This window comes from Cytobacillus firmus, assembly GCF_023657595.1.
GTDB lineage: Bacteria > Bacillota > Bacilli > Bacillales > Cytobacillaceae > Cytobacillus > Cytobacillus firmus_B.
On sequence record NZ_CP098323.1, the window covers coordinates 1666725 to 1693281 of the forward strand.

Genomic DNA, 26557 nt, shown 5'->3' on the forward strand with positions numbered 1-26557 from the left:
TATGATGGAGCAAGTTATTTTTTTCACAATATTGGCAGGTTTTTTAATTACGGTATTGCTGTCTCCCATATTCATTCCCTTCCTGAGAAGGTTAAAATTTGGGCAAAGCATCCGTGAAGAAGGCCCGAAATCCCATATGAAGAAGACAGGTACTCCGACAATGGGCGGGATAATGATTCTTCTTTCCGTCACGATGACCACTTTATTTATGACCGGTAAATTTTCACAGCCTGCAGTAGAAACATATTTGCTGCTTCTGGTTACCCTGGGGTTTGGACTCCTCGGTTTCCTCGATGATTTTATTAAAGTGGTTTTGAAGCGTAATTTAGGCCTGACTTCAAAACAGAAGCTTCTGGGCCAGATTATTATTTCAGTGATTTTTTATTTTGTTTATAAGCAGAATGACTTTTCAACAGAAGTACATATTCCGCTGACAGATATTTCGATTGATTTGGGCTGGGGGTATGTTTTATTTATTATTTTCTGGCTGGTCGGATTCTCTAATGCTGTCAATTTGACAGATGGACTTGATGGACTTGTCTCCGGTACTGCCGCAATCGCTTTTGGAGCATTTGCAGTACTGGCCTGGAATCAATCCCAATTTGAAGTATCCATTTTTTCTGTAGCAGTAGTTGGAGCGGTATTGGGTTTCCTTGTCTTTAACGCCCATCCTGCAAAGGTGTTTATGGGAGACACAGGCTCACTGGCTCTTGGCGGTGCTATTGCGACCATAGCCATACTGACAAAACTTGAAATCATCCTGATCATTATCGGCGGGGTTTTTGTTATTGAAACATTATCTGTTATTCTGCAGGTGGCCTCCTTTAAAACCACCGGCAGACGGATTTTCCGCATGAGCCCGCTTCACCATCATTATGAATTGGTAGGCTGGTCAGAATGGCGGGTTGTTGTTACGTTCTGGACGGTTGGGTTATTGTTTGCAATCTTAGGAATTTATATTGAGGTGTGGGTGTAAGTGAAAGAAGTCAATCGCTATCGACATAAGAAAATATTAGTACTGGGGCTGGCGAAAAGCGGAGTGAGTGCAGCTTCCCTTTTACATAAGCTTGGAGCATTTGTGACTGTTAATGATTATAAGCCGCTTGCAGAAAATCCTGAAGCACAAGGACTGCTTGAGCAGGGGATTACAGTTATTTGCGGTGGCCATCCCATTGAACTTCTTGAAGAAGGATTTGAACTGATTGTAAAAAATCCCGGTATACCTTATCATAATCCAATGATAAAAGGAGCCCTTGAAAAGGGCATACCGGTTATTACAGAAGTGGAGCTTGCCTATCAGGTTTCTGAAGCTCCTTTTATTGCGATTACTGGCACAAATGGAAAAACGACAACCACTACACTTGTGTTTGAAATGCTTCAGGCAGGGAGCAAGATGCCGCTGATAGCTGGAAATATTGGTACAGTAGCTTCCGAAGTTGCCCAGAATGCCGCGGAAGAAAACAATATCGTAATTGAGCTTTCATCGTTTCAGCTGATGGGTATTCAGGATTTCAGGCCGAGAATTGCCATTTTAACCAATTTATATGATGCCCATTTGGATTACCATGGCACAAGAGAAGAATACCATGCAGCCAAAGCAAACATTACGCTGAATCAGACTGAACAGGATTATTTCATTGTCAATGCCGACCAGGATAAAGTAATGGAAGCGGCTGCCCTGTCAAAGGCTCAGATCATTCCTTTTTCGACTTCCAAAGTGCTGTCTGAAGGTGCATATGTGAAAGATGGCTGGATTTATTTTAATGATGAACAAGTGATGGAAAGAAAGGATGTATCATTGCCAGGAGAGCACAACCTTGAAAATATCCTTTCCTCAGTGGCTGCTGCCAAGCTGACAGGGGTGGGCAATGAAGCCATCAGCCGGGTTCTGGGATCGTTTACAGGTGTAAAGCACCGCCTGCAATATGTTGGAGAACATCAAAACAGAAAATTTTATAATGATTCTAAAGCAACGAACATCCTTGCAACGAAGAATGCGGTCGCAGCATTTGATCAGCCTGTTCTTCTTCTTGCAGGAGGTCTCGACCGCGGAAATAGCTTTGATGAACTCATTCCATCTCTTAAAAAGGTAAAGGCTCTGGTAACCTTTGGGCAAACTGCTGAAAAGATTGAAAAAGCAGCAATGGAAGCGGGAATAAAAACAATTGAGCGTGTCGATAATGTTGAAAAAGCCGTACCTGCAGCCTTTAAGCTTTCGGAGCCGGGAGATGTGATTCTGCTTTCCCCTGCCTGTGCAAGCTGGGACCAATATAAAACTTTTGAGGTTCGGGGAGACATGTTTATAGATGCGGTGCATAAACTTAGTTAAGGGCTTGTCTGCGGGACTTAGAAACTTTCAGCAAAGGCATTAATCTTCCTCGCGTGGCATTTAAGGCTTTAAAAAGGAACAAAAAACTGCCGGAAAGCGGGTAAGCTTATTTCGGCAGGGCATATTGTTCTACTTGACAGCCCTAAAACTTGCATTCGAGGTGTTTTCGTTGCCGGCTAAAAAAACCACTCCCGATTTTATATTAATGATCGTCACTTTAACGCTGCTTGCTGTAGGATTGACTATGGTATACAGTGCCAGTGCAATATGGGCAGATTATAAATTTGACGATTCTTTCTTTTTTGCGAAAAGGCAAATGCTTTTTGCCGGAGTTGGAATTATTGCGATGTTTTTTATTATGAATGTGGATTATTGGACCTGGAGAACTTGGGCAAAAGTATTAATCATCATCTGTTTTGTGCTTTTGCTTCTGGTACTGGTTCCGGGCGTAGGCAATGTGAGAAACGGTTCCAGGAGCTGGATTGGCGTTGGTGCATTTTCCATACAGCCTTCGGAGTTTATGAAGCTTGCCATGATTGTGTTTATGGCAAAATTCCTCTCCGAAAAACAAAAGCTGATCACTTCTTTCCGGAAAGGTCTTGTACCATCTTTAGGGCTGGTGTTTTTAGCATTTGGATTAATTATGCTGCAACCTGATTTAGGGACTGGAACTGTAATGGTGGGTACCTGTGTTGTCATGATTTTCATTGCAGGGGCCAGAATCAGCCACTTTGTCTGGTTTGCCGCTGCAGGTCTGGCCGGATTTGTGGCACTGGTTCTGTCAGCACCTTACAGAATAAAGAGGATTACATCCTTTCTTGACCCATGGGAGGATCCGCTGGGCAGCGGTTTCCAGATTATCCAATCCTTATATGCGATTGGGCCTGGAGGGCTGTTCGGCCTTGGTCTGGGACAGAGCAGACAAAAGTTTTTCTATCTTCCTGAACCGCAGACAGATTTTATTTTTGCCATTTTAGCTGAGGAACTTGGGTTTATTGGAGGATCTTTTGTCATATTGTTATTTGCCCTTCTCTTATGGCGAGGCATCCGCATAGCTCTTGGCGCCCCTGATTTATATGGGAGTTTTTTGGCTGTTGGGATTATAGCAATGGTCGCTATTCAGGTAATGATCAACATCGGGGTTGTAACAGGTCTGATGCCTGTTACGGGCATCACACTTCCATTTCTGAGCTACGGGGGATCTTCCCTGACACTGATGCTAATGGCTATAGGGGTTCTGCTTAATATTAGCAGATATGCAAGGTACTAGCGCATTTATAACATGCATTTTAGGAAACCCTGTGAAGCAGGGTTTCTTTTTTGGAAGCAATAACAATTCCGGCACGCTGAATTATCTAACTTGTTTGCAATTTTGCACATTATTACATTTCTTTAACATTATGATGTTCGTTCCTATCTATTTGTTTTGAATATAGTAGAATAGGGAAATGAGGGGGAGTGTTTGCTCTCCAACGCACTGTTGCCCTTCATAAATATTTACCGGGGGCTTAATGAATGAACACTATAGATTATTACTCTTTTATGAGGTGAAAGAATGAAAATTGCTGTTAGCGGCGGAGGAACTGGCGGACATATATATCCGGCACTTGCGCTTATAAGACAAATTCAGAAAGAACATAAGGATGCTGAATTTTTATATATAGGAACTGAGAAAGGGCTTGAAAACACGATTGTGAATCGTGAAAATATCCCCTTTAAATCAATACATATAACCGGTTTTAAAAGAAAAATCTCTTTGGATAATGTGAAAACTGTTTTAAGGTTCCTGAAAGGCGTTCGTGACAGCAAAAAGATGCTTAAGGAATTTAAGGCGGATGTTGTCATCGGTACAGGCGGATATGTATGCGGACCTGTTGTATATGCTGCATCCAGGCTTGGGATCCCAACCATTATTCATGAGCAAAACAGCGTCCCTGGATTAACCAATAAGTTCCTAAGCAGATATGTAGATAAAATTGCAGTTTGTTTTGAAGAAGCAAAGGCTTTTTTTCCGGAAACTAAAACCGTCATGACAGGGAATCCGCGTGCCTCAGAGGTATTGGGACAGGATGGAATCAGGGGTAGGCTGTCTGCAGGATTAAAGACAGGTGTTCCTGCTGTGTTGATTTTTGGCGGCAGCAGAGGAGCAAGGCCAATAAATGATGCAGTATTAAAAACACTGGCTGAGCTTGGTGAAAAGCCATATCAGGTTCTTTATATTACAGGGGATGTGCATTATGATGATGTACAAAAAGAAGTAGAACTTGTGGGAAATCCCGAAAACGTAATAATCAAACCATTTATTCACAATATGCCAGAAGTGCTGGCAGGAGCAAGCCTTGTCGTATCACGTGCAGGAGCCACCACATTGGCAGAAATAACTTCTTTAGGCATACCAAGCATATTAATCCCAAGCCCATATGTAACAAATAACCACCAGGAGAAAAATGCACGAGCGCTTAGTGACCATGGGGCTGCTGAGCTATTGCTTGAAAAAGAATTAACAGGCAAAAAACTTATTGATAGCATTGACCGAATCATTCTCAATAAAGATAAAATGGATAGCATGAAGGAAGCTTCTAGAAAGCTGGGAATCCGGGATGCATCAAATAGACTTTACAAATTAATGGCAGAATTGGTTTCGTATAGCGGGAAGTAGCCCTGAATCGTAAATTTGCATAGAATAAATAAATTTAGGATGAAATCAATAGAAAGGGAGGTAAATATGGACGAATTTATCAGCAAACTTAGAGAATTAAACATTGGAACAATCAAAGAAAATGAACCAATGGCTAATCATACAACAATGAAGATTGGCGGTCCCGCCGATTTGTTTATTGAGCCTTCTTCCATAGAAAACCTGGCAAAAGCGATGGAATTGATCCGTCAATTTGAATTGAACTGGAGAGCGATTGGAAGAGGATCGAATCTGCTCGTTTCTGATGGCGGCATAGAAGGCGTGGTCATTAAATTGGGGCGCGGCATGGACCACATGGATCTTAATGGAACAGAGCTGAAAGCTGGCGGAGGTTATTCATTGGTAGCCCTCTCCACCATAATCAGTAAAAAAGGCTTGTCAGGACTTGAGTTTGCCAGTGGGATTCCCGGATCGGTAGGCGGAGCAGTTTATATGAACGCTGGTGCTCACGGTTCAGATATTTCGCAAATTCTGACCAAGGCACATGTTCTTTTTGAGGATGGGAAAATGGGCTGGCTCACAAATGAAGAAATGGAATTTTCTTATAGAACCTCCGTTCTTCAAAAGAAGCGTCCAGGGATTGTTCTTGAGGCTGTTTTTCAGCTTACAGAGGGAGACCGGGAAAAAATATCTTCCGCAATGCAAAGGAATAAGGATTACAGGAAGGAAACCCAGCCGTGGAACTTCCCATGTGCAGGCAGTATTTTCCGTAACCCGCTCCCTGAATATGCCGGCCATCTCATTGAGAAAGCCGGTTTGAAAGGCCACTCTATTGGAGGTGCTCAAATTTCCAATATGCATGGGAATTTCATCGTGAATGCTGGAGATGGAAAAGCGGAAGATGTCTTGGCGCTTATTCAGCATATTAAGGATACAATCTTTGATATGTACGGAGTAAAAATGGAGACAGAAGTGGAAATAATCGGTCGAAAGTAACGGGAAATAATACCTCACAGATACCATTTATTGTGATATAATGATTAATTAGATAATAGTATATGCAGTGTTAACGGCATGTTTCACATGCCGTTCTCTTCCCTATTTTTTTATTGCATAAATTGTGCTGGACAAGCCATTTGATTAATTTAATTTATTGTCCTTGCGCTTTTCTTGATGGGGTGATAAATGTGGAGAAAAGTAAGGTTGTCTCGCTTGAGGATCGAATCCCGAAGCTTAAGCAGCAAAGAAAAAAGAAAGCGAACAGAAGGCTGATCTTTTTGCTGCTGCTTTTTTTCTCGCTGATTGTTTTAGTTATCTACTTTCAATCGCCCTTAAGCCATATTAAACAAATTATAGTATCCGGCAATTCAATTTATGATAAAGAAGAAATTATCCAAATCAGCGGTGTTACTGAAAAAACAAATATTTGGAAGGTTGATGAAGAGGGTATGGAGGGTAAGCTTAAAGAGCTGCCTGAAATAAAATCCTCATCTGTTAAGATTCAGCTGCCAAGCACAATCATTATACAGGTAGATGAATTAAAGCGCATTGCCTACATAGCGAAAGAGAAGCACTACCTTCCTGTTATGGAGAATGGGAGCATATTAAAGGATGAAAAAGCTGCAGAGATCCCTGTTAACGCACCAATCCTAAATGGCTTTTCTGAGGGTGACATCCTTGATATGATGATCGGAGAACTGGAAACACTGCCCGAAGAGGTATTAAATTCAATTTCCGAAGTCCACCACTCTCCAAAAAAGACAGATTCCAATCATATTACTTTGTATATGAATGATGGTTTTGAAGTCAGCGCTACACTAAGAAGTTTTTCAGAAAAAATGGCACACTACCCTTCTATCATAAGCCAGCTGGATCCCGAAAAAAAGGGAGTCATTGACTTGGAAGTAGGCTCTTATTTTAAAGCTTATGAAAAAGAGGGAGCTGAAGAGATTGAAGAAGAAAATGAAGGTGAAGGGTAATCATGTAATATTCTCCCTCGTCTTTCTCGTGCTGGGTTACATGATGGCTTTTTCCTATCACCTTACACAGGGAGAAGAAGAAAAGCCGGCATTAAACGGGAAGCAATGGGAAAGAGACCTGGAGCTCCGTAATCAGCTTGTTGAACTGGAGGAAAAAAACAGAGCTCTTCAAAAAGAATTAAATCAAAAGCAGGAAAACGTTCTTGATATTGAAAAGGAGCTTTCACAGGAAGCTCAGGTTTATTTTAACCTAGCCGAGGATGCTGAGAAGTACAGGATGCATCTTGGAAAAGTTAAGGTAAAGGGCCCAGGTGTGGAAGTTACTCTTGCAGATGGCGATTACAATCCGGATGAAGATAACATTAATAATTATATTGTACATGAACACCATGTCTTTAAAGTGATTAATGAGCTCTATATTTCCGGTGCTTCCGCAGTTGCCATTAACGGGCAGAGGCTGTCGCACAGTTCATATATTGTATGCAACGGGCCTGTGATAGAAGTAGACGGCTATCAGCACCCTGCACCTTTTGTCATCACTGCCATTGGTGATGCCGAAGTGCTTTCGTCAGCTCTGAATCTGACTGGCGGAGTGAAAGATACATTGGTAGATGAAAACATCCAATTTACTCTAGAGGAAAAGGGCGAAGTTATCATTGAACCATTACTGGGTTCGTAAAGCCAAACCAGCATTCGTATAAAATTTGTCCACAGAATAATTTATTCGGGAAAGCAAGGTGGAATTAAAGTGGACAGCCAAAAGAAGTTCAGCTTTACCTTTATAACAGTTGTAATTGGCTTTATGATTGCCATACAGTTTCAAACAGTTAAGGAACCGGCTGTCCGGGATACGAGAGATACCTGGGAGCTTAGAGCTGACATCCTTAAAGAAAAGGAACTGCAATTAAAACTTTTGCGTGAAATCAGTTCAAATGAAGAAAAGATTGCCCAATATGAAACAAAGCGCAAACAAAGCAAAGAACAAGTGCTCCGTGAGACGCTGGAGGAATTAAAAATGGAAGCCGGTTTAAGTGAAGTGACGGGACCAGGCATAATCTTAACCATAGAACCGGTACATGAGGAGCTGCTCCTGGGCAAGCAGGCTGATTCTGTTTCCCCTGATTTACTCAAGCGGCTGGTCAATGAGTTAAATATGTATGATGCCATGCACATTTCCATTGGAGGCAGAAGGGTCATCAACACTACCGTCATTAGGGACATTAACAGGGAGACCATGATAGACGGCTATGCCTTAAAATCCCTGCCCATTGAAGTGAAAGTAATCACTGAGAATGTTCAATCTGCCGAGAAGCTTTTTAACCGCATGCAGGTATCAAAATCTGCAGAAGAATTTTTTATTGACAATCTTCGGGTAAAGGTGGAAAAATCTGAAGAGCCAATCACGGTCCCTGCATATGACGAGGCATTGAGAATCAGATATATGGAGCCTGTGAAACCTGATGAAGGAGGCAAATCATGATGTGGCTTCCCGTTTTAGGATTGATCATAGGTGTGATACTTGGACTTATGACAGATATAAAAGTGCCGGATGAATACTCGAATTATCTGTCCATTGCTGTTCTTGCTGCATTGGATACTCTATTCGGGGGGATTCGGGCACAGCTTCAAAACATTTATGATGAAAAAGTTTTCGTTTCCGGTTTCTTTTTTAACATCCTGCTGGCAGCAAGTTTAGCTTTTCTGGGTGTGCATCTTGGTGTAGACTTGTATTTAGCAGCAGTATTTGCTTTTGGGGTCAGGCTATTCCAGAATATTGCGGTCATCAGAAGAATATTAATTGCAAAATGGTCTCAAAACAGAGAAAAAACAGAAAAAAATGATATTTAAAAAAGGGAAAATATTAGTTTTGACGAATAATTTTATAGATAAACTAACTTTTTAAAACAAACAACAGCAAAAAAAGATTGTTGTTCAATATTCGGGAATAGCAAAAAAAAGGAGGTGCCAGAGAATGAACAGCAATGAAATATATGTTAGTCTTGACATCGGTACATCCAGTGTAAAAGTAATCATTGGGGAAATGGTCAATGACTCTTTAAATATTATTGGTGTTGGCAATGTACATTCAGAGGGGCTGCGCAAGGGCTCTATTGTTGATATAGACGAAACAGTTCATTCTATTAAAAAGGCAATCGAACAGGCTGAGAGAATGATAGGAATGGAAATAAAAAATGTGATTGTGGGAATAACAGGCAATCATGTTATGCTGCAGCCATCCCATGGTGTTGTCGCGGTCTCAAGTGAAAATAGGGAAATAACAGACGAAGATGTTGCTAGAGTTATAGATGCGGCACAAGTTGTATCAATCCCGCCGGAAAGGGATATTATTGATGTCATTCCAAAACAGTTTATTGTCGACGGATTGGACGAGATTAGTGATCCCCGAGGAATGATTGGTGTGCGTCTGGAAATGGAAGGCACCATTATTACTGGATCAAAAACGATTTTACATAACACACTGCGCTGTGTGGAACGCGCTGGCCTTGAAATCATGGATATTACACTTCAGCCTCTGGCGGCAGGTGCATTCGCATTATCCAAAGATGAGAAAAACCTTGGAGTTGCTCTTGTTGATATTGGCGGCGGCTCCACAACTATTGCCATTTTCGAGAATGGCTATTTAAAGGCAACCAGTGTCCTTCCTGTAGGAGGAGACCATATTACAAAAGACTTGTCAATCGGACTCCGCACTTCTACAGAAGATGCAGAAACAATTAAAACAAAGTATGGCTATGCGTTCTATGATCATGCATCTGAAGATGAGGTATTCAGTGTGCCTATCATCGGAAGTGATCAGCATCAGCAATTTAATCAGCTGGAAATTTCAGATATTATAGAAGCGCGAATGGAAGAGATTTTTGATCTTATCCAGCACGAAGTGAAACGTCTGGGTGCAAAAGATCTTCCTGGCGGCTATGTACTATCTGGGGGAGTAGCGAACACTCAGGGGATCCTTGAACTGGCACAGGATGTTTTCCAAAACAGAGTCCGCATTGCAATTCCAGATTATATTGGAGTGAGGGAACCGCAGTACACAACTGCTGTTGGATTGATTAAGTTCGCATATAAGAATGCAAAAATACAGGGCAGAAAAATGGAGCAGCCAGTGACTGTCCCTGAAGCAAAAGAAAACCGAGTGCAAAAACCGCAACCGCAACCGAAAACAAAGCCGGAAAAACAGCCGGAAGAAAAGATCACATCAAGAGTTAAAAAGTTCCTCGGATACTTTTTCGAATAACTTGATTTGATTCGCAAGGGTTAGGGAAACGGAATCGAAAGCCAAACGGCGTATATAAAAAGCACTGCAGCCCCATTATGGGAGTGCGTTAAAAAGCGAATCAAATAAAGGTGTTCTTAGGAATGTCGACGAATTAGGAGGATAAGTCATGTTGGAATTTGATACAAATTTGGATTCATTAGCAACTATAAAAGTCATCGGCGTTGGAGGCGGCGGTAACAATGCAGTAAACAGAATGATTGAGCATGGTGTTCAAGGTGTCGAGTTTATTGCAGTTAACACGGATGCACAGGCGCTGAATTTATCAAAAGCAGAAGTGAAAATGCAAATCGGAGGCAAGCTTACAAGGGGACTTGGGGCTGGTGCCAACCCTGAGGTAGGCAAAAAAGCAGCAGAAGAAAGTAAAGAGCAGGTAGAAGAAGCACTTAAAGGTGCGGATATGGTATTCGTTACTGCTGGTATGGGAGGGGGAACTGGAACAGGAGCGGCTCCAGTCATTGCCCAGATTGCACGCGATTTAGGTGCTCTTACTGTCGGTGTCGTTACGCGTCCTTTCACCTTTGAAGGCCGTAAGCGTTCCACTCAGGCAGCCGGCGGAATTGCTGCAATGAAGGAAGCGGTTGATACACTAATCGTCATTCCAAATGACAGGCTATTAGAAATCGTTGATAAAAGCACTCCAATGCTTGAAGCATTCCGCGAAGCGGATAATGTTCTTCGCCAGGGTGTTCAGGGTATTTCCGATTTAATCGCGGTTCCAGGATTAATTAACCTTGACTTTGCAGATGTAAAGACAATCATGTCCAATAAAGGTTCAGCCCTAATGGGAATTGGTGTGGCTGCAGGAGAAAACCGTGCAGCAGAAGCCGCGAAAAAGGCGATTTCATCTCCTTTACTTGAGACATCCATTGATGGCGCACAAGGCGTCTTAATGAATATTACCGGCGGGTCGAATCTAAGCCTGTATGAAGTACAGGAAGCTGCTGACATTGTTGCTTCGGCATCAGATCAGGACGTAAATATGATCTTCGGTTCCGTTATAAATGAAAATCTTAAAGATGAGATCGTAGTGACGGTCATTGCAACGGGATTTAATGAAGAAGTGATCCAGCCTAAGCCTATGAGGCCAACATTTGGACAGCCTAAATCTGCTCCAAATATGGGAACAGCTATGAAGCGTGAGCCAAAGAGAGAGGAAGCTCCACAGGAAACTGTAAGAAGCAGCCAATCTCATCAGCCTGAAGAAACGTTGGATATCCCGACGTTCCTGCGCAATCGCAACCGCAGAAGATAATATATGAATGAAAAAACACCTGGAATCAGCTCGATTCCAGGTGTTTTTTATGGTTGCTTTTTAATTATATTTACTGAGTTGATTGTAGCGGAAGGTGCGAAATCCTCGAAAATGCATTCGCATTTTCTTCGTGCGGTGTTTACTCAAGGAAGCTTATTCAAAGTCCTGCGGGAGTAGCGGGACAGGTGAGACCCCGCAGAGCCGCAGCGTCGAGGAGGCTCACCGCCCGCACCGCGGTTCGCTGAGCAGCCTGGAGCGGAAATCAACGGGCAACATTGATAAGCGAAAAACAACAATTTATACGAAAGTAGACCTGAAAGTTTCTACACATTAAAGCATGGCTCAAAATGATGAGCCATGCTTATTAAACTTATCGCAGTCTAACGGGCAGTAAGACCCTCACCTTAGGACTCAGATGAATCAAAGGAGAATAAGTGGGGGTCAAACTGCCCGTAAAGGCCCGATTGGTTCAACTAACAATCATCGGGGAGAAAAGCGCTCCCAGATGATTGAAGTTTCACTTTATACTGATTGAGTTTCTTTTAATTGCATTGATGGCCCGAAGAATTCATAGCGGATATTTTCATTTTTAAAACCTGCATCAAGCAATGCTTCATACATAGCCTGCATAAACGGAACTGGTCCGCACATATAAACCATACTTTCTTTATTTGGCACGATTGTTTTTAACCACTCAGAAGTAATATAGCCTTCTTTGCTGTAGACTTTTTCCGTTTTATCTTTATCTGTCGGCTTTTCATAGCAGAAATATGTTTTAACTAATGGATTATTCTTTGCAATCTCCTGAACTTCGCCGGTAAATGCCTGTACATTTCCATTAAGTGCAGCATGAATAAAAATAGTTTCATGACTTACTCCTGCTGCATCAAGATGGCGCAGCATGCTGTGCATTGGTGTAATGCCTACCCCGCCGCTAAGCAGAACCACGGGCTTATCCACATTCTCCAGAACAAATTCTCCAGCAGGGGCACTAATCTCTATCTGATCGCCTTCGTTAAGGTCATTGTGAAGATAGCTGGAAACCTTTCCGTCTGGCTTTTCAGAGTAGCCTTCTTCTTTCTTTACAGAAATCCGGTAATAAGATTTTTCCGGGGAATCAGACAGGCTGTATTGGCGAATATGTGTGTATTCTTCACCTGGAATCGTTAATTTCACACTAATATATTGACCCGGAAGGTAACCGGAAATATTTCCTCCATCAGCCGGTGTAAAATAGAAAGATGTAATCACATCACTTTCTTTAACCTTTTTGGCCACAGTGAAAGTTCTGAAGTCATCCCAGCCTCCTGGCTTATGTGCTGCATCCTCATAAAGGTTTTTTTCCAATCCGATGAATGCATCAGCTATCACACCATATGCTTTAACCCACGCATCAATAATTTCTTCAGTTGCTGCCTCTTGCAGTACTTCCTTAATTGCAAGAATTAAGTGTTCTCCCACAATTGGATAATGTTCAGGTTTAATGCCTAATGATCTGTGCTTATGTGCGATTTGTGTGACAACCGGAATAATAGCTTCGAGGTTATCGATATATTTAGCCGCAGCATATACTGAGTTTGCAAGTGCTTTTTGCTGTCGGCCCTGTTTTTGATTGGCATGATTGAAAATGTTCAGCAGTTCAGGGTGATTTGTAAACATCAGTTTATAGAAAGTTTTCGTAATATCTTCACCATGTTTTTCAAGTACAGGTACAGTGCTTTTAATAATTTCGATTGTTTTTGTGTCTAGCATATCAGCAAAACTCCTTTTTATTATTTTCACTGTCATTATAGTTGATAATGGAAACAAAAAATGTGATATAAATCACACCCTTTGAAATAGGAGGGGCAATGAATAGAAAAATAATGACAAAATCCGTTGGGAATAGGGAAAATTTCTATCTTTTTGCATACAGAAAGCGACACACTTTCTTTACTGAAATGCGCTATACTTTTTTCTAACAGAATCATAGCACTTTAACTATAAAAGAGATTTAGAACCTCACGTCAATCTATCAGATTCTGATTTTATAAAGGAGGAAGATAATTGACGGTCTATTTGGATGTTATCTGGGCATTGAATTTTATGTTTGACAGCCTGCTCCTTTATTTAACAGCCATAATTCTAAAAAGAGAAACTGGATTATGGAGGGTTTTTGCGGGCGGCTTCATAGGATCCATCATTATTTTATTAGCATTTACACCTTTTAATGAATATTCAGGTCATCCGTTCACTAAGCTGCTATTCTCGATTGTAATGGTACTGGCTGTTTTCGGCTTTAAGCGTTTGCGATATTTTGTAAAAGCTCTCATGACTTTTTATTTTGCTACTTTTTTAGTTGGAGGCTCCTTAATAGGAATTCATTATTTTATCAATTTTGATTTTAAGCTTTCTTCATCTGTCATGATGGCCAGTATTAAAGGCTTTGGTGATCCAATCAGCTGGCTGTTCGTGGTTATTGGGTTTCCTCTTGCCTGGCATTTTTCAAAGAGAAATGTTGAGGGAATTGAGATGACAAAAATTCAGTATGACTCTTTAATCCTGGTGCGTGTTGTGATCAATGAAACTGAATATTGTTTCAAAGGCCTGATTGACAGCGGCAACCAGTTATACGATCCCATTTCAAAAATGCCTGTTATGTTCATATCCATAAAAGACAGGCTTGATGAGTTTCCGACTGAAATTAGTAAAATGGCAGGAAACCCGGAGGATATCATTATGGGCAGCGAGTCAATTGGAGTGGATTGGGAGCATAAAATGAGGGTCATTCCATGTAAGGTTGTTGGACAAGAACACCAATTAATCATAGGGTTCAAGCCTGACCGGATTCTCTTTGAAAAAGAGAATGAAATAATTGAAGCAGAACGCGGATTAATATCATTTTCCATGCAGCAGCTTTCATCAGACGATTCGTTTCAGTGCATCGTACACCCCAAGATGCTTACAGGCAGAAGTACAATGAAGCCGGATGCAAAAGTAAGTTAATATACTATACTCTGCACGAACTTAATTTAGAAGGAGGACAATTCATGAATAAGTTAAAACTTCGCTTATCCTACTATTGGTATAAATTGTTGATTAAGCTGGGGATCAAAACAGATGAAGTATATTATATAGGCGGCAGCGAAGCATTACCTCCTCCACTCAGTAAGGAAGAAGAAGAAATGCTCCTGATTAAGCTTCCAAAAGGAGATAAAGCGGCAAGGTCCATTTTAATTGAAAGAAATCTTCGTCTTGTTGTGTATATTGCCAGGAAGTTTGAAAATACAGGCATTAATATAGAGGACCTAATCAGTATTGGAACGATTGGGCTTATTAAAGCAGTAAATACATTTAACCCGGAGAAAAAAATCAAACTGGCTACATATGCATCGCGCTGTATTGAGAATGAAATTCTCATGTATTTAAGAAGGAACAATAAAATTCGTTCTGAAGTTTCCTTTGATGAACCACTAAATATTGATTGGGATGGCAATGAACTTCTTCTATCTGATGTTCTGGGCACTGAGGATGACATTATTACGAAAGATCTCGAAGCAAATGTTGATAAAAAGCTGCTGTTAAAGGCATTGCATCAGCTTTCAGATCGTGAAAAACAGATCATGGAGCTTAGGTTCGGCCTCGGATCAGGTGAAGAAAAAACTCAAAAGGATGTGGCGGATATGCTGGGAATTTCCCAGTCCTATATTTCACGCCTGGAAAAAAGAATAATAAAAAGACTTAAAAAAGAATTTAATAAGATGGTTTAGAAGTTTAAAGCCCGGAATATTTTTTACAAAATTTTGCAAGGTGAAAACCTAGTGTTAATGATGCTTTGACCATTTCCCCATCCGGAAGCCCGATTAGCCGGTGCATATTTTTCCTTTCCAAGGAGATACTGTTTTTTGTACAGCAGCTCCTGTGAGGAGGGAAATGGATTGACTCGAAATAAAGTAGAAATTTGCGGTGTTGATACTTCAAAGCTTCCAGTTTTAAAAAACGAAGAAATGAGAGAGCTCTTCAAGCAAATGCATAAGGGGGATATAACCGCACGGGAAAAACTCGTCAACGGCAATTTGCGCCTCGTATTGAGTGTGATTCAGCGTTTTAACAACAGAGGCGAATTTGTTGATGACCTTTTCCAGGTCGGCTGTATCGGTCTGATGAAATCTATTGATAATTTTGATTTAAGTCAAAACGTTAAGTTTTCCACCTATGCCGTTCCGATGATTATTGGAGAAATACGCAGGTATCTGCGTGATAATAATCCGATCCGTGTTTCTCGTTCTTTAAGGGACATTGCTTATAAAGCTCTGCAAGTAAGGGAACGCCTCATGAGTAAAACATCCAGGGAACCTACGGCTGAAGAAATAGCTAAAGAGCTGGATGTGCCTCATGAAGAAATCGTTTTTGCATTGGATGCCATCCAAGATCCTGTTTCCTTATTTGAGCCGATTTATAATGATGGCGGGGATCCAATTTATGTGATGGATCAGCTTAGCGATGAACGGAACAAAGATATTCAATGGATTGAGGAAATAGCGCTCAAAGAGGGAATGAGAAGACTGAATGAACGGGAAAAACTGATTCTCAGAAAACGCTTCTTCCAGGGCAAGACTCAAATGGAAGTGGCAGAGGAAATCGGCATTTCCCAGGCACAAGTTTCAAGGCTTGAAAAAGCGGCCATCAAACAAATGAATAAAAATATTCAAAGCTAGCAGCCAATTTGGCTGCTTTTTATATTTACTGAACATTTTTCTTGTAGAAGCAAACATATATTAAATAAGAACATAAATTGGGAGTGAAGTGTCGATGGTGAAAATATCTGAATTTCAAATGAAGGATGTTGTAAATGTAGCTGACGGCAAAAAGCTTGGAAATATTGGGGATATAGATATTAATATTAATACAGGAAAAATTGAAGCGGTCATTATCGGAGGAGCGGGGAAAGTATTAGGCTTCTTTGGCAGAGACGCAGATATTGTCATTCCCTGGAAAAATATCATAAAAATCGGTGAAGATGTCATACTTGTCCGCTATCAGGATGCGATTGAGCCGAAATATATAGAGGATGAAGCCTAAGAGTTGTTAATGGTGTCATCACTGCCTGCCTTGTGGTAAACTATAGAAAAATAAAATGGGGTTAATCGCATGGAACCATTTTCTTTAAAAAGGGAAGAGTATTTTGTCATAAAAAAGTGGGCGGATCGTTTTCCTAATATAATGGCTGGTTTTACAACAAAAAATGGCGGCTTCAGCCGCAATCAATATGAAACTCTAAATGCAGGATTACATGTAAATGACAGCTATGAAGCAGTCAGCCAAAATCGGCAGCATGTGGCTGACTTGCTTGGCTTTTCAATTGAAAATTGGGTTGGCGCTGAACAAACACATGATGTAAATATAAAAAAAGTTACTGAAAATGATAAAGGAAAAGGTGCTCTTGTTTATGAGGATTCCTTTTCAGGTACCGACGGCTTTTTCACATATTCTAAAAATGTCCTGATGACCCTATGTTATGCCGATTGTGTGCCCCTTTATTTCCTGCATGAAAAGACAGGAGCCATAGGCATTGCCCACGCCGGCTGGAAAGGCACTGTTGGCGGGATTGGCAGGAATATGGCTGAACTGTTTGCAGGTGAAGGCATAGACTTAAGAGAGGTCCAAGCCGTGATTGGCCCTTCCATTTGCGGAAACTGTTATATTGTTGATGATCGTGTTATTTCAAAAGTGCAAAAAATACTAGAAGATGTCGATATAAAGCCATATAATCAAATTAGTGACAATCAATTCCAGCTTGACCTAAAAGAACTAAATAGGAAAATCCTTTTAAACTCAGGGATTCCACATGAAAATATCATAATGACTGATTTTTGCACAAGCTGTCATGCAGACTATTTTTTCTCCCACCGAAGAGATAGGGGGAATACCGGCAGGATGATGAGTTTTATTGGCTGGAAGGAGGAAGCAGGGAACTAAATGAGAGTAGAGGAAAATTTAAATCAAATAGAGACTGCCATCCACGAAGCGTGCATAAAGGCGAACCGCAAGCGGGAAGAAATTACCGTAATTGCTGTTACTAAGTACGTTTCAGCGGAAAGGGCACAGGAAGCCTTTGAAGCAGGTATTCATCATTTAGGTGAAAACAGGGATGAAGGACTTCTTGCTAAATGGGAAGTTTTAGAGGACAGGCCAACCTGGCATTTTATCGGAACACTGCAAACGCGCAAAGTAAAAAATATTATAGATAAAGTTGACTATATTCATTCACTGGACAGGCTATCCCTTGCGAAGGAAATCGACAAGCGGGCGGATCGAAAGATAAATTGCTTTGTACAGGTCAATGTCTCAGGCGAAGCGTCGAAACAGGGAATAAATCCTGAAGAGGCAGGTGACTTTATTTCAAGCCTGGCTGATTATAAAAATCTCAATATCATTGGCCTGATGACAATGGCGCCACATACATCAGACAAGGATTTGCTGCGTGCCTGTTTCCGGAAGCTCAAGGACCTTCAAAAACAGGTTAAAGATCAGGGATTTGATTTTGCTCCTTGCACTGAGCTTTCAATGGGCATGTCCAATGATTTTTCCCTGGCAATTGAAGAAGGTGCCACAATGGTTAGGATTGGGACAGCTTTAGTAGGTCAAGAGGGTCAGGAGGTTTAATAAAATGAGTATAAAATCAAAATTTAAAACATTTTTCTTCCTGGATGATGAATATGACTATAAGGAAGAGGAAATCATCGAAGAAGAAAGAGAGCCGGTGAAGCAGGTGCAGAAACAGCAGCAGCCAGTTCAAAAACAGAACATTGTCAGCCTTCAAAGTGTGCAGAAATCTTCTAAAGTAGTTCTTGTTGAACCGCGGGTATACGCAGAAGCGCAGGATATTGCGGATCAGCTGAAGAACAGAAGAGCTGTTGTAGTCAATCTGCAGAGAATAGAAAAAGATCAGGCAAAGCGCATTGTTGACTTCCTAAGCGGAACCGTTTATGCCATCGGCGGAGACATTCAGAAGATTGGTACTGATATTTTCTTGTGTACACCTGACAATGTTGAAGTATCCGGGAACATCTCTCAGCTGATGAAAGAACAAGAATTAGAAAATACGAGGTGGTAGCACTTAATGGAATTAGTATTTGGAATATTGTCATCTGCAATTTATTATTACTCATGGGCACTGATTATTTATATTCTGCTGTCCTGGTTCCCTAATGCAAGGGAATCGGCTTTTGGCCAATTTCTGGCAAGGATCTGTGAACCGTACCTTGAGCCTTTCCGCAAAATCATTCCGCCGCTTGGAATGATTGATATTTCTCCGATTGTGGCTATCTTAGTTTTGCGATTTGCCACAGGAGGCTTGCAGCAGCTTTTTTATTGGATTTCATAAGACTGACAAAACTGGGCTATCAAAATGGCCCTTTTTTATTTGTGTAAAAGGAGGCCCGCAAAAATTTGTCTATTTATCAGCACTTCCGGCCGGAAGAAAGAGAATTTATTGACCAGGTCCTTAACTGGAAAAATCTTGTGGAAAATACATATGCACCAAAGCTTACTGATTTTCTTGATCCAAGGGAGCAGCAAATCCTAAAAAGCATCATAGGACAGGATTCGGGAATCTTATTTGCTTTATTTGGCGGAACAACAGGTGCTGAGAGAAAGAGAGCACTGATATTTCCGGATTATTATGAAAGCGATGAAGAAGATTTTAAAATTCGGCTGTTTGAATTGGACTATCCAAAGAAGTTTGTTACCATTGAACACCCGCAAGTCCTCGGCAGCCTGATGTCACTGGGACTAAAAAGAGGAAAGTTTGGTGATATCCTATTTGAAGAGGACAGAATCCAGTTTTTTGCAGCTCAAGAAATTGAAGAGTACATCAGCCTGCAGCTGCAGTCCATTGGCAGAGCGACAGTATCTTTGAAAAAACAGCCTTTTTCTCAGGCGATTCAATCATCAGAAGTGTGGAAAGAAAGCTCCATCACTTCTTCATCCCTGAGGTTGGACACAGTCATCTCAGCCATCTACAACATCTCAAGACAGAAATCCCAGCTCTATATCCAACAGGGGCTCGTTAAAGTCAATTGGACACAAATTGAAAACCCCTCATTTGAATGTCAGCAATGCGACATCATCTCAGTCAGGGGCCAAGGCCGATCCAAAATCATAGAAATAGATGGGAAAACAAAAAAGGACAAATGGAGAATAATTGCCGGAAGGCAGAGGTAGTAAAGCAGGAGAGGGTTTTAACAAGCCTATATTGAGACTGTTTTTTTAGTTTATTGTTAAAATGCAACATATGGTTAATCTGCTGAGCAGATCCTCGCTATGGGCACTTGATCCTCGTAATGCTGAAGCATTTCCTTCGTGCGGTTTTCATTCGAGGAAGCTTATTCAATGTCCTGCGGGAGCCAGCGCGACAGGTGAGACTCCACAGGTGCAAAGTGCCGAGGAGGCTCACCGCCCGCCCCGCGGAAAGTAAGTGTCCGCAGTGGAAATCAACGGGCAACATTTAAGAGCCAAAAATAATTAATAGAGAGTTAAAAGAATTAATTTTATTTGAAGGATTTTGAAACAACCTGTCGAATAAATAATCAAAAGACAGCGGAGTCTGCTATAATTAAATAGAACCAGCAGGCTCAAACAAATGTACATAAGATCAACAGACCTGGGAGGTGGCACTAATGCCATTAACACCGTTAGATATTCATAACAAGGAATTCAGCAAAGGATTCCGAGGTTATGACGAAGATGAAGTGAACGAATTCCTCGACCAAATCATAAAAGACTATGAAATCCTGATCAGGGAAAAAAAAGAGCTAGAAGAAAAGCTCAATGAAACGAATGACCGCATTGGCCACTTTACCACAATTGAAGAAACACTTAATAAATCTATTGTGGTTGCACAGGAAGCAGCAGAAGAAGTCAAACGCAATGCTCACAAAGAAGCAAAGCTTATCATTAAAGAAGCTGAAAAAAATGCTGACAGGATAGTGAATGAATCCCTATCCAAAGCAAGAAAAATCGCATTGGATATTGAGGATTTAAAGAAACAGTCCAAGGTATTCCGAACACGCTTCAAAATGCTTGTTGAAGCACAGCTTGATATGCTGAATAACGATGATTGGGATCACTTAATGGAATATAAGCTGGACTCCACTGAACTCAAATCATTAAGAGAAGAAGAAGAATCACTGGCTTGACGAAAGCTGGAAATATCGCATATAATTTTAAAACAAAGTAAATACAATGTTTATCAACAATGAGAGGGACAGTACAGTCTTTTCAAATAGCTTATGTTCAGAGCGGCATACTCACTCTGTAAGCGAGCCGGGGATGGTGGAAGCCCGGGTATAAGCAAAAGCTGGAAAATCACCCTTGAGTTCCTTGCCGAACGTTAAGCAATCAGTAGGCCAAGGCGGATCATTCACGTTAAGAATGCTTTGAGCGGATGAAATTTCATTATATTTCATCTACAAGGGTGGTACCGCGGGAGAATAAAACCTTCTCGTCCCTTTTTGGGATGAGAGGGTTTTTTGTATTTTCCCGAGGTTTTTCTAAGCTCTCATTGGCTATCATGGTATTTAATGAGTTACAAACAGGAGGAAAAGGAATGGATTACAAAGATAGTTTATTAATGCCAAAAACTGAATTCCCAATGCGCGGCAATCTTCCAAAGCGCGAACCTGAAATCCAGGAGAAATGGGAAGAGATGAACATTTATGAAAAGGTCCAGGAACGGACAAAAGGCCGTCCGATGTTTGTTCTGCATGATGGCCCTCCATATGCAAATGGCGACATCCACATCGGCCATGCGCTGAACAAGATCTTAAAGGATTTTATCGTCCGCTCTAAGTCGATGACTGGCTATAATGCTCCTTATGTTCCTGGCTGGGATACACATGGTCTGCCAATTGAGCAGGCGCTGACAAACAAAGGCGTAAAGCGTAAAGAAATGAGTGTTGCTGAGTTCCGCGAGCTATGTGAAGAATACGCATATGAGCAGATCGACAGCCAGCGCGGACAATTTAAACGCTTAGGTGTCCGCGGTGATTGGGAGAACCCATACATCACACTTAAGCCGGAATATGAAGCCCAGCAAATTAAGGTTTTTGGGGAGATGGCAAAAAAAGGCTATATCTATAAAGGCAAAAAGCCTGTTTATTGGTCTCCGTCATCTGAATCAGCTTTGGCAGAGGCGGAAATTGAATATAAAGACAAACGTTCGCCATCCATTTATGTTGCATTTAAAGTAAAAGATGGCAAAGAAGTATTGGATCAAGATACTCATATCGTCATTTGGACTACAACTCCATGGACCATTCCGGCAAACCTTGGAATTTCAGTTCATCCGGACCTTTCTTATACTGTAGTTGAGGCAAACGGCAAAAAGTTTATGGTTGCAGAAGATTTATTGGCAGCTGTTGCTAAAGAGTTCGAATGGGAAGGTTATCAAGTTGTCCAGACGGTTAAGGGGACTGACCTTGAGAATGTAATTGCTGAACATCCGCTTTATGGCCGTGATTCTCTTGTCATGCTGGGTGAGCATGTTACAACTGATGCCGGTACAGGATGTGTTCATACTGCTCCCGGACATGGGGAAGATGATTTCCAAGTCGGCATGAAGTACGGGCTTGACGTATTATGCCCGGTAGATGATAAAGGAAACATGACAAATGAAGCTCCCGGCTTTGAAGGGTTATTCTATGATGCAGCCAATAAGCCGATTACTGAGAAACTTGAGGAAGCAGGAGCATTATTAAAACTGACTTTTATTACGCACTCTTATCCGCATGACTGGAGAACGAAAAAGCCTGTTATTTTCCGTGCTACTGCCCAATGGTTTGCATCCATTAAGGATTTCCGCAATGAGCTTTTGGAAGCTGTTAAGGAAACAAATTGGTATCCTGCATGGGGTGAGACCAGACTTTTTAATATGGTCCGGGATCGCGGAGATTGGTGCATCTCCCGCCAGCGTGTATGGGGAGTGCCTATTCCGGTCTTTTATGCGGAAAATGGCGAAGAAATTATCACAGATGAGACGATTGAACATGTTTCAAACCTTTTCCGTGAACACGGTTCAAACATCTGGTTCGAGAAAGAAGCGAAAGAATTGCTGCCTGAAGGTTTTACACATCCAGGAAGCCCGAATGGCCAGTTTTCAAAAGAAACGGATATCATGGATGTTTGGTTTGATTCCGGTTCTTCCCACCAGGCAGTTCTTTTAGAGCGCGATGATTTACAGCGTCCAGCAGATCTATACCTTGAAGGTTCTGACCAATACAGAGGCTGGTTTAACTCTTCACTTTCAACTGCGGTAGCAGTGACAGGGAAAGCGCCTTACAAAGGAGTGCTGAGCCACGGTTTCACCCTTGATGGTGAAGGAAGGAAAATGAGTAAATCCATCGGAAATGTAGTTGTTCCGGCAAAAGTTATGAACCAGCTTGGTGCAGACATTTTGCGTTTATGGGTGGCTTCAGTTGATTATCAGGCTGATGTCCGGGTATCTGATGCAATTCTGAAGCAGGTTGCAGAAGTGTATAGAAAGATTCGCAATACTTTCCGCTTCTTGCTTGGAAATCTGGATGATTTTAATCCAGCAGCAGACTTGGTATCCTTTGAGAATCTGCGTGAAGTAGATCAGTTTATGCTAGTGAAGCTGAACAAGCTAATCAAGAGTGTTCGCGAGTCCTATGATCGCTATGAATTTGCCAGCATCTACCACGCTGTCAACAATTTCTGCACATTGGACCTTAGTGCATTTTACCTTGATTTTGCAAAAGATGTCCTTTATATTGAAGCAAAAGATAATGCAGAACGCCGTGCAATCCAAACTGTTCTCTATGAGAGCCTGATTGCTCTTACTAAGCTTGTTGCACCTATTCTTTCCCATACATCTGATGAAGTTTGGAGCTTTATACCGAATGTGAAAGAAGAAAGTGTTCAATTAACAGATATGCCTGAATATACAGAGCTTCCGAACGCGAAGCAGCTGGAAGATAAATGGACTGCATTCATGAAGCTTCGCAATGATGTCCTTAAGGCATTGGAAGAAGCACGTAATGAGAAGGTGATCGGCAAATCACTTACTGCTAAAGTAACTCTTTATGTAAATGATCAAGCCAAGAGCCTTCTGGATTCAATTCAGGAAAATCTTCAGCAGCTCTTTATCGTATCTGGATTCGAAGTAGCAGGAAGCCTTTCAGATGCTCCTGAAAATGCCGTGAAATTTGAAAACACTGCTATTGTTGTTTCCAAAGCAGAAGGCGAAACATGCGACCGCTGCTGGACAGTCACTCCAGAAGTTGGCAAGACAGAAGGATATGACACGCTTTGCCCTCGCTGTGCTGATGTTGTAAAAAATAATTATAGCCACTTGGCTTAAATACCGGCAGTCCCTCAAATATTGGGGGACTGTTTTTGATTAACTTCTTCAAATCCTTTTTATAAATAATTCCACCTTCACTAAATGTTGTGCCGTTTGCTAAAAGTTTGTCCGTGTCTGAAATCCGTTCCGAGAAAATAATAAAGTAAACATCTCAGAACGGAGGAAAAAGCATGGATGCAAAAGCAGAAGGGCTATATACAGAACTCCGTAATACAAGACAGGAAATATTGGAAAAGCTTATGGAAGGCAACAGTTCCCCTTTGATAAAGCCTATTTTATTGGAAGAGCTATATGATATTGAACAAACACTTTCCAAAATTGAATCAGGAAAATTCGGCAAGTGTGAAATGTCGGGTGAGCTCCTGCCGGAAGATTTGCTGCAGATGATTCCTACTTTAAAAACAATGGAGGATTGCAGCAGACTGGGGGATTTCTACAGAAAGTCTATTTTCCACTGAGTTTAAGCGTGTGCTGTGTTTTTTATTCAGATTGTGCTAAAATGCAAAGGTAATGATATGAGATATGGGGGTTGCCTTTGTGTTTTATTACATAATTGCATTGTTCGTTATTGCACTTGATCAGTTTACGAAGTGGCTGATTGTAAAGAACTTTGAATTAGGAGAAAGTGTTAAAGTTATTGAGGACTTTCTTTATATTACATCGCACCGCAACCGTGGCGCTGCCTGGGGCATCCTGCAGGGGCAAATGTGGTTTTTCTACGTTATAACCGTTATTGTCATAATTGGTATCATTTATTACATTCAAAAAGCAGCCAAAGGCAAATTGCTTCTTGGAGTCTCTTTGGGCCTGATGCTGGGCGGAGCAATTGGAAACTTTATTGACAGGGTATTTCGAAAAGAAGTGGTGGATTTTGTAAACACTTATATTTTTGGCTATGACTTTCCCGTTTTCAATATTGCTGACTCAGCGCTGGTCATTGGGGTAGGACTATTGATGATTCAGATGCTGCTTGAAGAGAGAGAAGCAAAGAAAAAGGAGAAATCTTATGGAGAAAATGGAACACATCATTCCTGATGAACAGGCAGGAGAAAGAATAGATAAAGTGTTATCCACATTGAATGCGGATTGGTCAAGAACTCAGGTACAGCAATGGATCAAGGATGCCAATGTTTTGGTGAATGGCCAAAAGCCTAAAACTAATTACAAATGTTCCGCAAACGATAAAATTGAAATATCAATACCTGAACCAGAAGAACTGGATGTAGTGCCGGAAGAAATGGATTTGGATATTTATTATGAAGACCAGGATGTCCTCGTTGTAAATAAACCGAAAGGAATGGTTGTCCATCCTGCAGCCGGGCATGGAACTGGAACACTTGTAAATGGTCTTATGGCTCATTGCAAAGACTTATCAGGAATTAATGGGGTCATGAGGCCCGGAATAGTTCATAGAATCGATAAAGATACGTCGGGACTTCTCATGGTTGCAAAGAATGATATGGCACATGAGAGTCTTGTGAACCAGCTGATGAACAAAACTGTTACACGTAAGTACCGGGCCATTGTCCATGGAGTTATTCCACACGACTACGGTACTATTGATGCGCCAATCGCCCGCGATCCCAAAGATCGTCAAAGTATGAGTGTTGTGGACAATGGAAAACACGCGGTTACGCATTTTCAGGTCATTGAGCGTTTCAGGGATTTCACACTGGTGGAATGCCAGCTGGAAACGGGAAGAACACATCAAATCCGGGTTCATATGAAATACATTGGCTATCCTCTTGCGGGAGATCCTAAATACGGTCCCAGAAAGACACTTGATATCGGAGGACAGGCACTTCATGCAGGCGTTCTTGGCTTTGAACATCCACGTTCTGGTGAGTACCTTGAATTTGAAGCACCTGCACCTGCTTACTTTAAGGATCTAGTAGAGAACCTGGCAAATAATCGTTGACAATTGTCCAATTGTGCTATATGATGACTATAGTTGAATAAGTCCTTTAAAACAGTCCCGTGAGGCTGGGAAGGAAACGGATTGAATAAGGAGAATTGTGTCCTTATTCTGCAGTTTACCCTCTCACCTGATCGGTGAGAGGGTTTTTTGCATATAAAATCTGATAATAGGGGTGATCATGATGCAGCAGCAAAAAGCAATTGTTTTGGATGACCAGGCAATCAGGAGAGCGCTGACAAGGATTGCTCATGAAATCATAGAGAAAAATAAAGGGATTGAAAATTGCATACTGATTGGCATCCGGACCAGGGGGATTTACCTGGCGAACCGCCTGGCGGAAAGAATTGAACAAATCGAGGGAGCCAAAATTGAAGTAGGCGAACTTGATATCACTCTCTATAGAGATGATCTTACGAAAAAGACTGAAAATCAGGAGCCGCTTGTCAAAGGCTCCGATGTTCCAAAAGATATTAACGATCAGAAGGTGATCCTGATCGATGATGTTCTTTATACAGGAAGAACAGTTAGAGCAGCCCTTGATGCGCTGATCGATATTGGGAGGCCATCTCAGATTCAGCTTGCAGTCCTTGTGGACCGCGGCCATAGGGAGCTTCCGATAAGAGCTGATTATGTAGGAAAGAACATTCCAACCTCCAGTTCGGAAAAAATTGTCGTCGAGCTGAAGGAAGTGGATGAAAACGACCAGGTAAGTATATATGAAAATTAAATAGCCCTTTTAAATGCAGTCCAGAGAGGCTGGCAAAGGGGAACACAGC

Annotated in this window: 28 protein-coding genes and 1 other annotated feature; of the genes, 27 read left to right on the top strand and 1 reads right to left on the bottom strand. The window is 41.4% G+C overall.

What is annotated here, in order from left to right:
- Position 1 precedes the first annotated feature (1 nt).
- The 12 genes from mraY to NAF01_RS08750 all read left to right on the top strand — a co-directional run bounded on the left by mraY (position 2) and on the right by NAF01_RS08750 (position 11676).
- Entirely contained in the window at positions 2-976 is a 975-nt protein-coding gene (gene mraY, locus NAF01_RS08695) for a phospho-N-acetylmuramoyl-pentapeptide-transferase (RefSeq protein ID WP_048007888.1), read from the top strand.
- Positions 977-2329, top strand: coding sequence for a UDP-N-acetylmuramoyl-L-alanine--D-glutamate ligase (gene murD / locus NAF01_RS08700; protein ID WP_222497079.1), 1353 nt, complete (start codon positions 977-979; stop codon positions 2327-2329). It abuts the gene before it with no gap.
- 169 nt (positions 2330-2498) lie between these two features.
- The gene (gene spoVE, locus NAF01_RS08705; protein ID WP_048007890.1) at positions 2499-3599 is read left to right on the top strand and encodes a stage V sporulation protein E; all 1101 of its coding nucleotides are present in this window, start codon (positions 2499-2501) and stop codon (positions 3597-3599) included.
- Between the two features lie 285 nt (positions 3600-3884).
- Positions 3885-4988 (top strand): undecaprenyldiphospho-muramoylpentapeptide beta-N-acetylglucosaminyltransferase, encoded by a 1104-nt coding sequence (gene murG / locus NAF01_RS08710; RefSeq protein ID WP_250802133.1) that lies wholly within the window; start codon positions 3885-3887, stop codon positions 4986-4988.
- A 66-nt stretch (positions 4989-5054) separates the two neighbouring features.
- Entirely contained in the window at positions 5055-5963 is a 909-nt protein-coding gene (murB, locus tag NAF01_RS08715; protein WP_048007892.1) for a UDP-N-acetylmuramate dehydrogenase, read from the top strand.
- Between the two features lie 191 nt (positions 5964-6154).
- Entirely contained in the window at positions 6155-6946 is a 792-nt protein-coding gene (locus NAF01_RS08720) for a cell division protein FtsQ/DivIB (RefSeq protein WP_048007893.1), read from the top strand.
- Positions 6894-7625: a DUF881 domain-containing protein gene (locus NAF01_RS08725; RefSeq protein ID WP_048007894.1), complete on the top strand. Its 732-nt coding sequence runs from the start codon at positions 6894-6896 to the stop codon at positions 7623-7625. Before NAF01_RS08720 ends, NAF01_RS08725 begins: the two co-directional genes overlap by 53 nt.
- A gap of 69 nt (positions 7626-7694) precedes the next feature.
- On the top strand, positions 7695-8426 hold the full coding sequence (locus tag NAF01_RS08730) for a DUF881 domain-containing protein (protein ID WP_163143113.1): 732 nt from the start codon (positions 7695-7697) through the stop codon (positions 8424-8426).
- Entirely contained in the window at positions 8426-8794 is a 369-nt protein-coding gene (locus NAF01_RS08735; RefSeq protein WP_019381715.1) for a small basic family protein, read from the top strand. Before NAF01_RS08730 ends, NAF01_RS08735 begins: the two co-directional genes overlap by 1 nt.
- A gap of 124 nt (positions 8795-8918) precedes the next feature.
- Positions 8919-10205, top strand: coding sequence for a cell division protein FtsA (gene ftsA / locus NAF01_RS08740; protein WP_163143116.1), 1287 nt, complete (start codon positions 8919-8921; stop codon positions 10203-10205).
- Positions 10206-10353: 148 nt separating this feature from the next.
- Complete coding sequence (gene ftsZ / locus NAF01_RS08745) at positions 10354-11499, top strand: cell division protein FtsZ (protein ID WP_197207422.1); 1146 nt, start codon at positions 10354-10356, stop codon at positions 11497-11499.
- Between the two features lie 3 nt (positions 11500-11502).
- Complete coding sequence (locus NAF01_RS08750; protein ID WP_197247953.1) at positions 11503-11676, top strand: hypothetical protein; 174 nt, start codon at positions 11503-11505, stop codon at positions 11674-11676.
- A gap of 345 nt (positions 11677-12021) precedes the next feature.
- Here NAF01_RS08750 and hmpA read toward each other — a convergent pair whose 3' ends face one another.
- A complete protein-coding gene (hmpA, locus tag NAF01_RS08755) occupies positions 12022-13251 on the bottom strand; it encodes an NO-inducible flavohemoprotein (protein WP_197214811.1) in 1230 nt (409 codons plus the stop codon).
- Positions 13252-13545: 294 nt separating this feature from the next.
- Between hmpA and spoIIGA the strand changes: the two genes are divergently transcribed.
- The 15 genes from spoIIGA (at position 13546) to pyrR (ending at position 26508) form a co-directional block, all read left to right on the top strand.
- A complete protein-coding gene (gene spoIIGA / locus NAF01_RS08760; RefSeq protein ID WP_197247955.1) occupies positions 13546-14484 on the top strand; it encodes a sigma-E processing peptidase SpoIIGA in 939 nt (312 codons plus the stop codon).
- A 44-nt stretch (positions 14485-14528) separates the two neighbouring features.
- Complete coding sequence (gene sigE / locus NAF01_RS08765) at positions 14529-15248, top strand: RNA polymerase sporulation sigma factor SigE (RefSeq protein ID WP_048007900.1); 720 nt, start codon at positions 14529-14531, stop codon at positions 15246-15248.
- A 168-nt stretch (positions 15249-15416) separates the two neighbouring features.
- The gene (gene sigG / locus NAF01_RS08770) at positions 15417-16196 is read left to right on the top strand and encodes an RNA polymerase sporulation sigma factor SigG (RefSeq protein ID WP_026041699.1); all 780 of its coding nucleotides are present in this window, start codon (positions 15417-15419) and stop codon (positions 16194-16196) included.
- 94 nt (positions 16197-16290) lie between these two features.
- Positions 16291-16560, top strand: a complete 270-nt coding sequence (locus tag NAF01_RS08775) for a YlmC/YmxH family sporulation protein (protein ID WP_095242286.1) — start codon at positions 16291-16293, stop codon at positions 16558-16560.
- Between the two features lie 69 nt (positions 16561-16629).
- Positions 16630-17457 (top strand): peptidoglycan editing factor PgeF, encoded by an 828-nt coding sequence (pgeF, locus tag NAF01_RS08780; protein ID WP_197247957.1) that lies wholly within the window; start codon positions 16630-16632, stop codon positions 17455-17457.
- Complete coding sequence (locus NAF01_RS08785) at positions 17458-18144, top strand: YggS family pyridoxal phosphate-dependent enzyme (RefSeq protein ID WP_159344832.1); 687 nt, start codon at positions 17458-17460, stop codon at positions 18142-18144.
- Between the two features lie 4 nt (positions 18145-18148).
- Positions 18149-18595 (top strand): cell division protein SepF, encoded by a 447-nt coding sequence (locus NAF01_RS08790; RefSeq protein ID WP_048007904.1) that lies wholly within the window; start codon positions 18149-18151, stop codon positions 18593-18595.
- A gap of 6 nt (positions 18596-18601) precedes the next feature.
- A complete protein-coding gene (locus NAF01_RS08795) occupies positions 18602-18865 on the top strand; it encodes a YggT family protein (protein WP_009330847.1) in 264 nt (87 codons plus the stop codon).
- 65 nt (positions 18866-18930) lie between these two features.
- Positions 18931-19704, top strand: a complete 774-nt coding sequence (locus NAF01_RS08800) for a YlmH family RNA-binding protein (RefSeq protein WP_197247958.1) — start codon at positions 18931-18933, stop codon at positions 19702-19704.
- A gap of 455 nt (positions 19705-20159) precedes the next feature.
- Positions 20160-20678: a DivIVA domain-containing protein gene (locus NAF01_RS08805; RefSeq protein WP_048007906.1), complete on the top strand. Its 519-nt coding sequence runs from the start codon at positions 20160-20162 to the stop codon at positions 20676-20678.
- Between the two features lie 50 nt (positions 20679-20728).
- Positions 20729-20994 (top strand) — a binding site (T-box leader).
- A 94-nt stretch (positions 20995-21088) separates the two neighbouring features.
- Positions 21089-23860: an isoleucine--tRNA ligase gene (gene ileS, locus NAF01_RS08810; protein ID WP_250802134.1), complete on the top strand. Its 2772-nt coding sequence runs from the start codon at positions 21089-21091 to the stop codon at positions 23858-23860.
- A 173-nt stretch (positions 23861-24033) separates the two neighbouring features.
- The gene (locus tag NAF01_RS08815; RefSeq protein ID WP_250802135.1) at positions 24034-24321 is read left to right on the top strand and encodes a hypothetical protein; all 288 of its coding nucleotides are present in this window, start codon (positions 24034-24036) and stop codon (positions 24319-24321) included.
- A gap of 79 nt (positions 24322-24400) precedes the next feature.
- Positions 24401-24898: a signal peptidase II gene (gene lspA, locus NAF01_RS08820; RefSeq protein ID WP_009330836.1), complete on the top strand. Its 498-nt coding sequence runs from the start codon at positions 24401-24403 to the stop codon at positions 24896-24898.
- Positions 24870-25781: an RluA family pseudouridine synthase gene (locus NAF01_RS08825; RefSeq protein WP_197214816.1), complete on the top strand. Its 912-nt coding sequence runs from the start codon at positions 24870-24872 to the stop codon at positions 25779-25781. Before lspA ends, NAF01_RS08825 begins: the two co-directional genes overlap by 29 nt.
- 178 nt (positions 25782-25959) lie before the next feature.
- Positions 25960-26508 carry a bifunctional pyr operon transcriptional regulator/uracil phosphoribosyltransferase PyrR gene (pyrR, locus tag NAF01_RS08830; RefSeq protein WP_197214817.1) on the top strand — a complete coding sequence of 183 codons (549 nt, stop codon included), beginning with the start codon at positions 25960-25962 and terminating at the stop codon, positions 26506-26508.
- Positions 26509-26557: the final 49 nt, after the last annotated feature.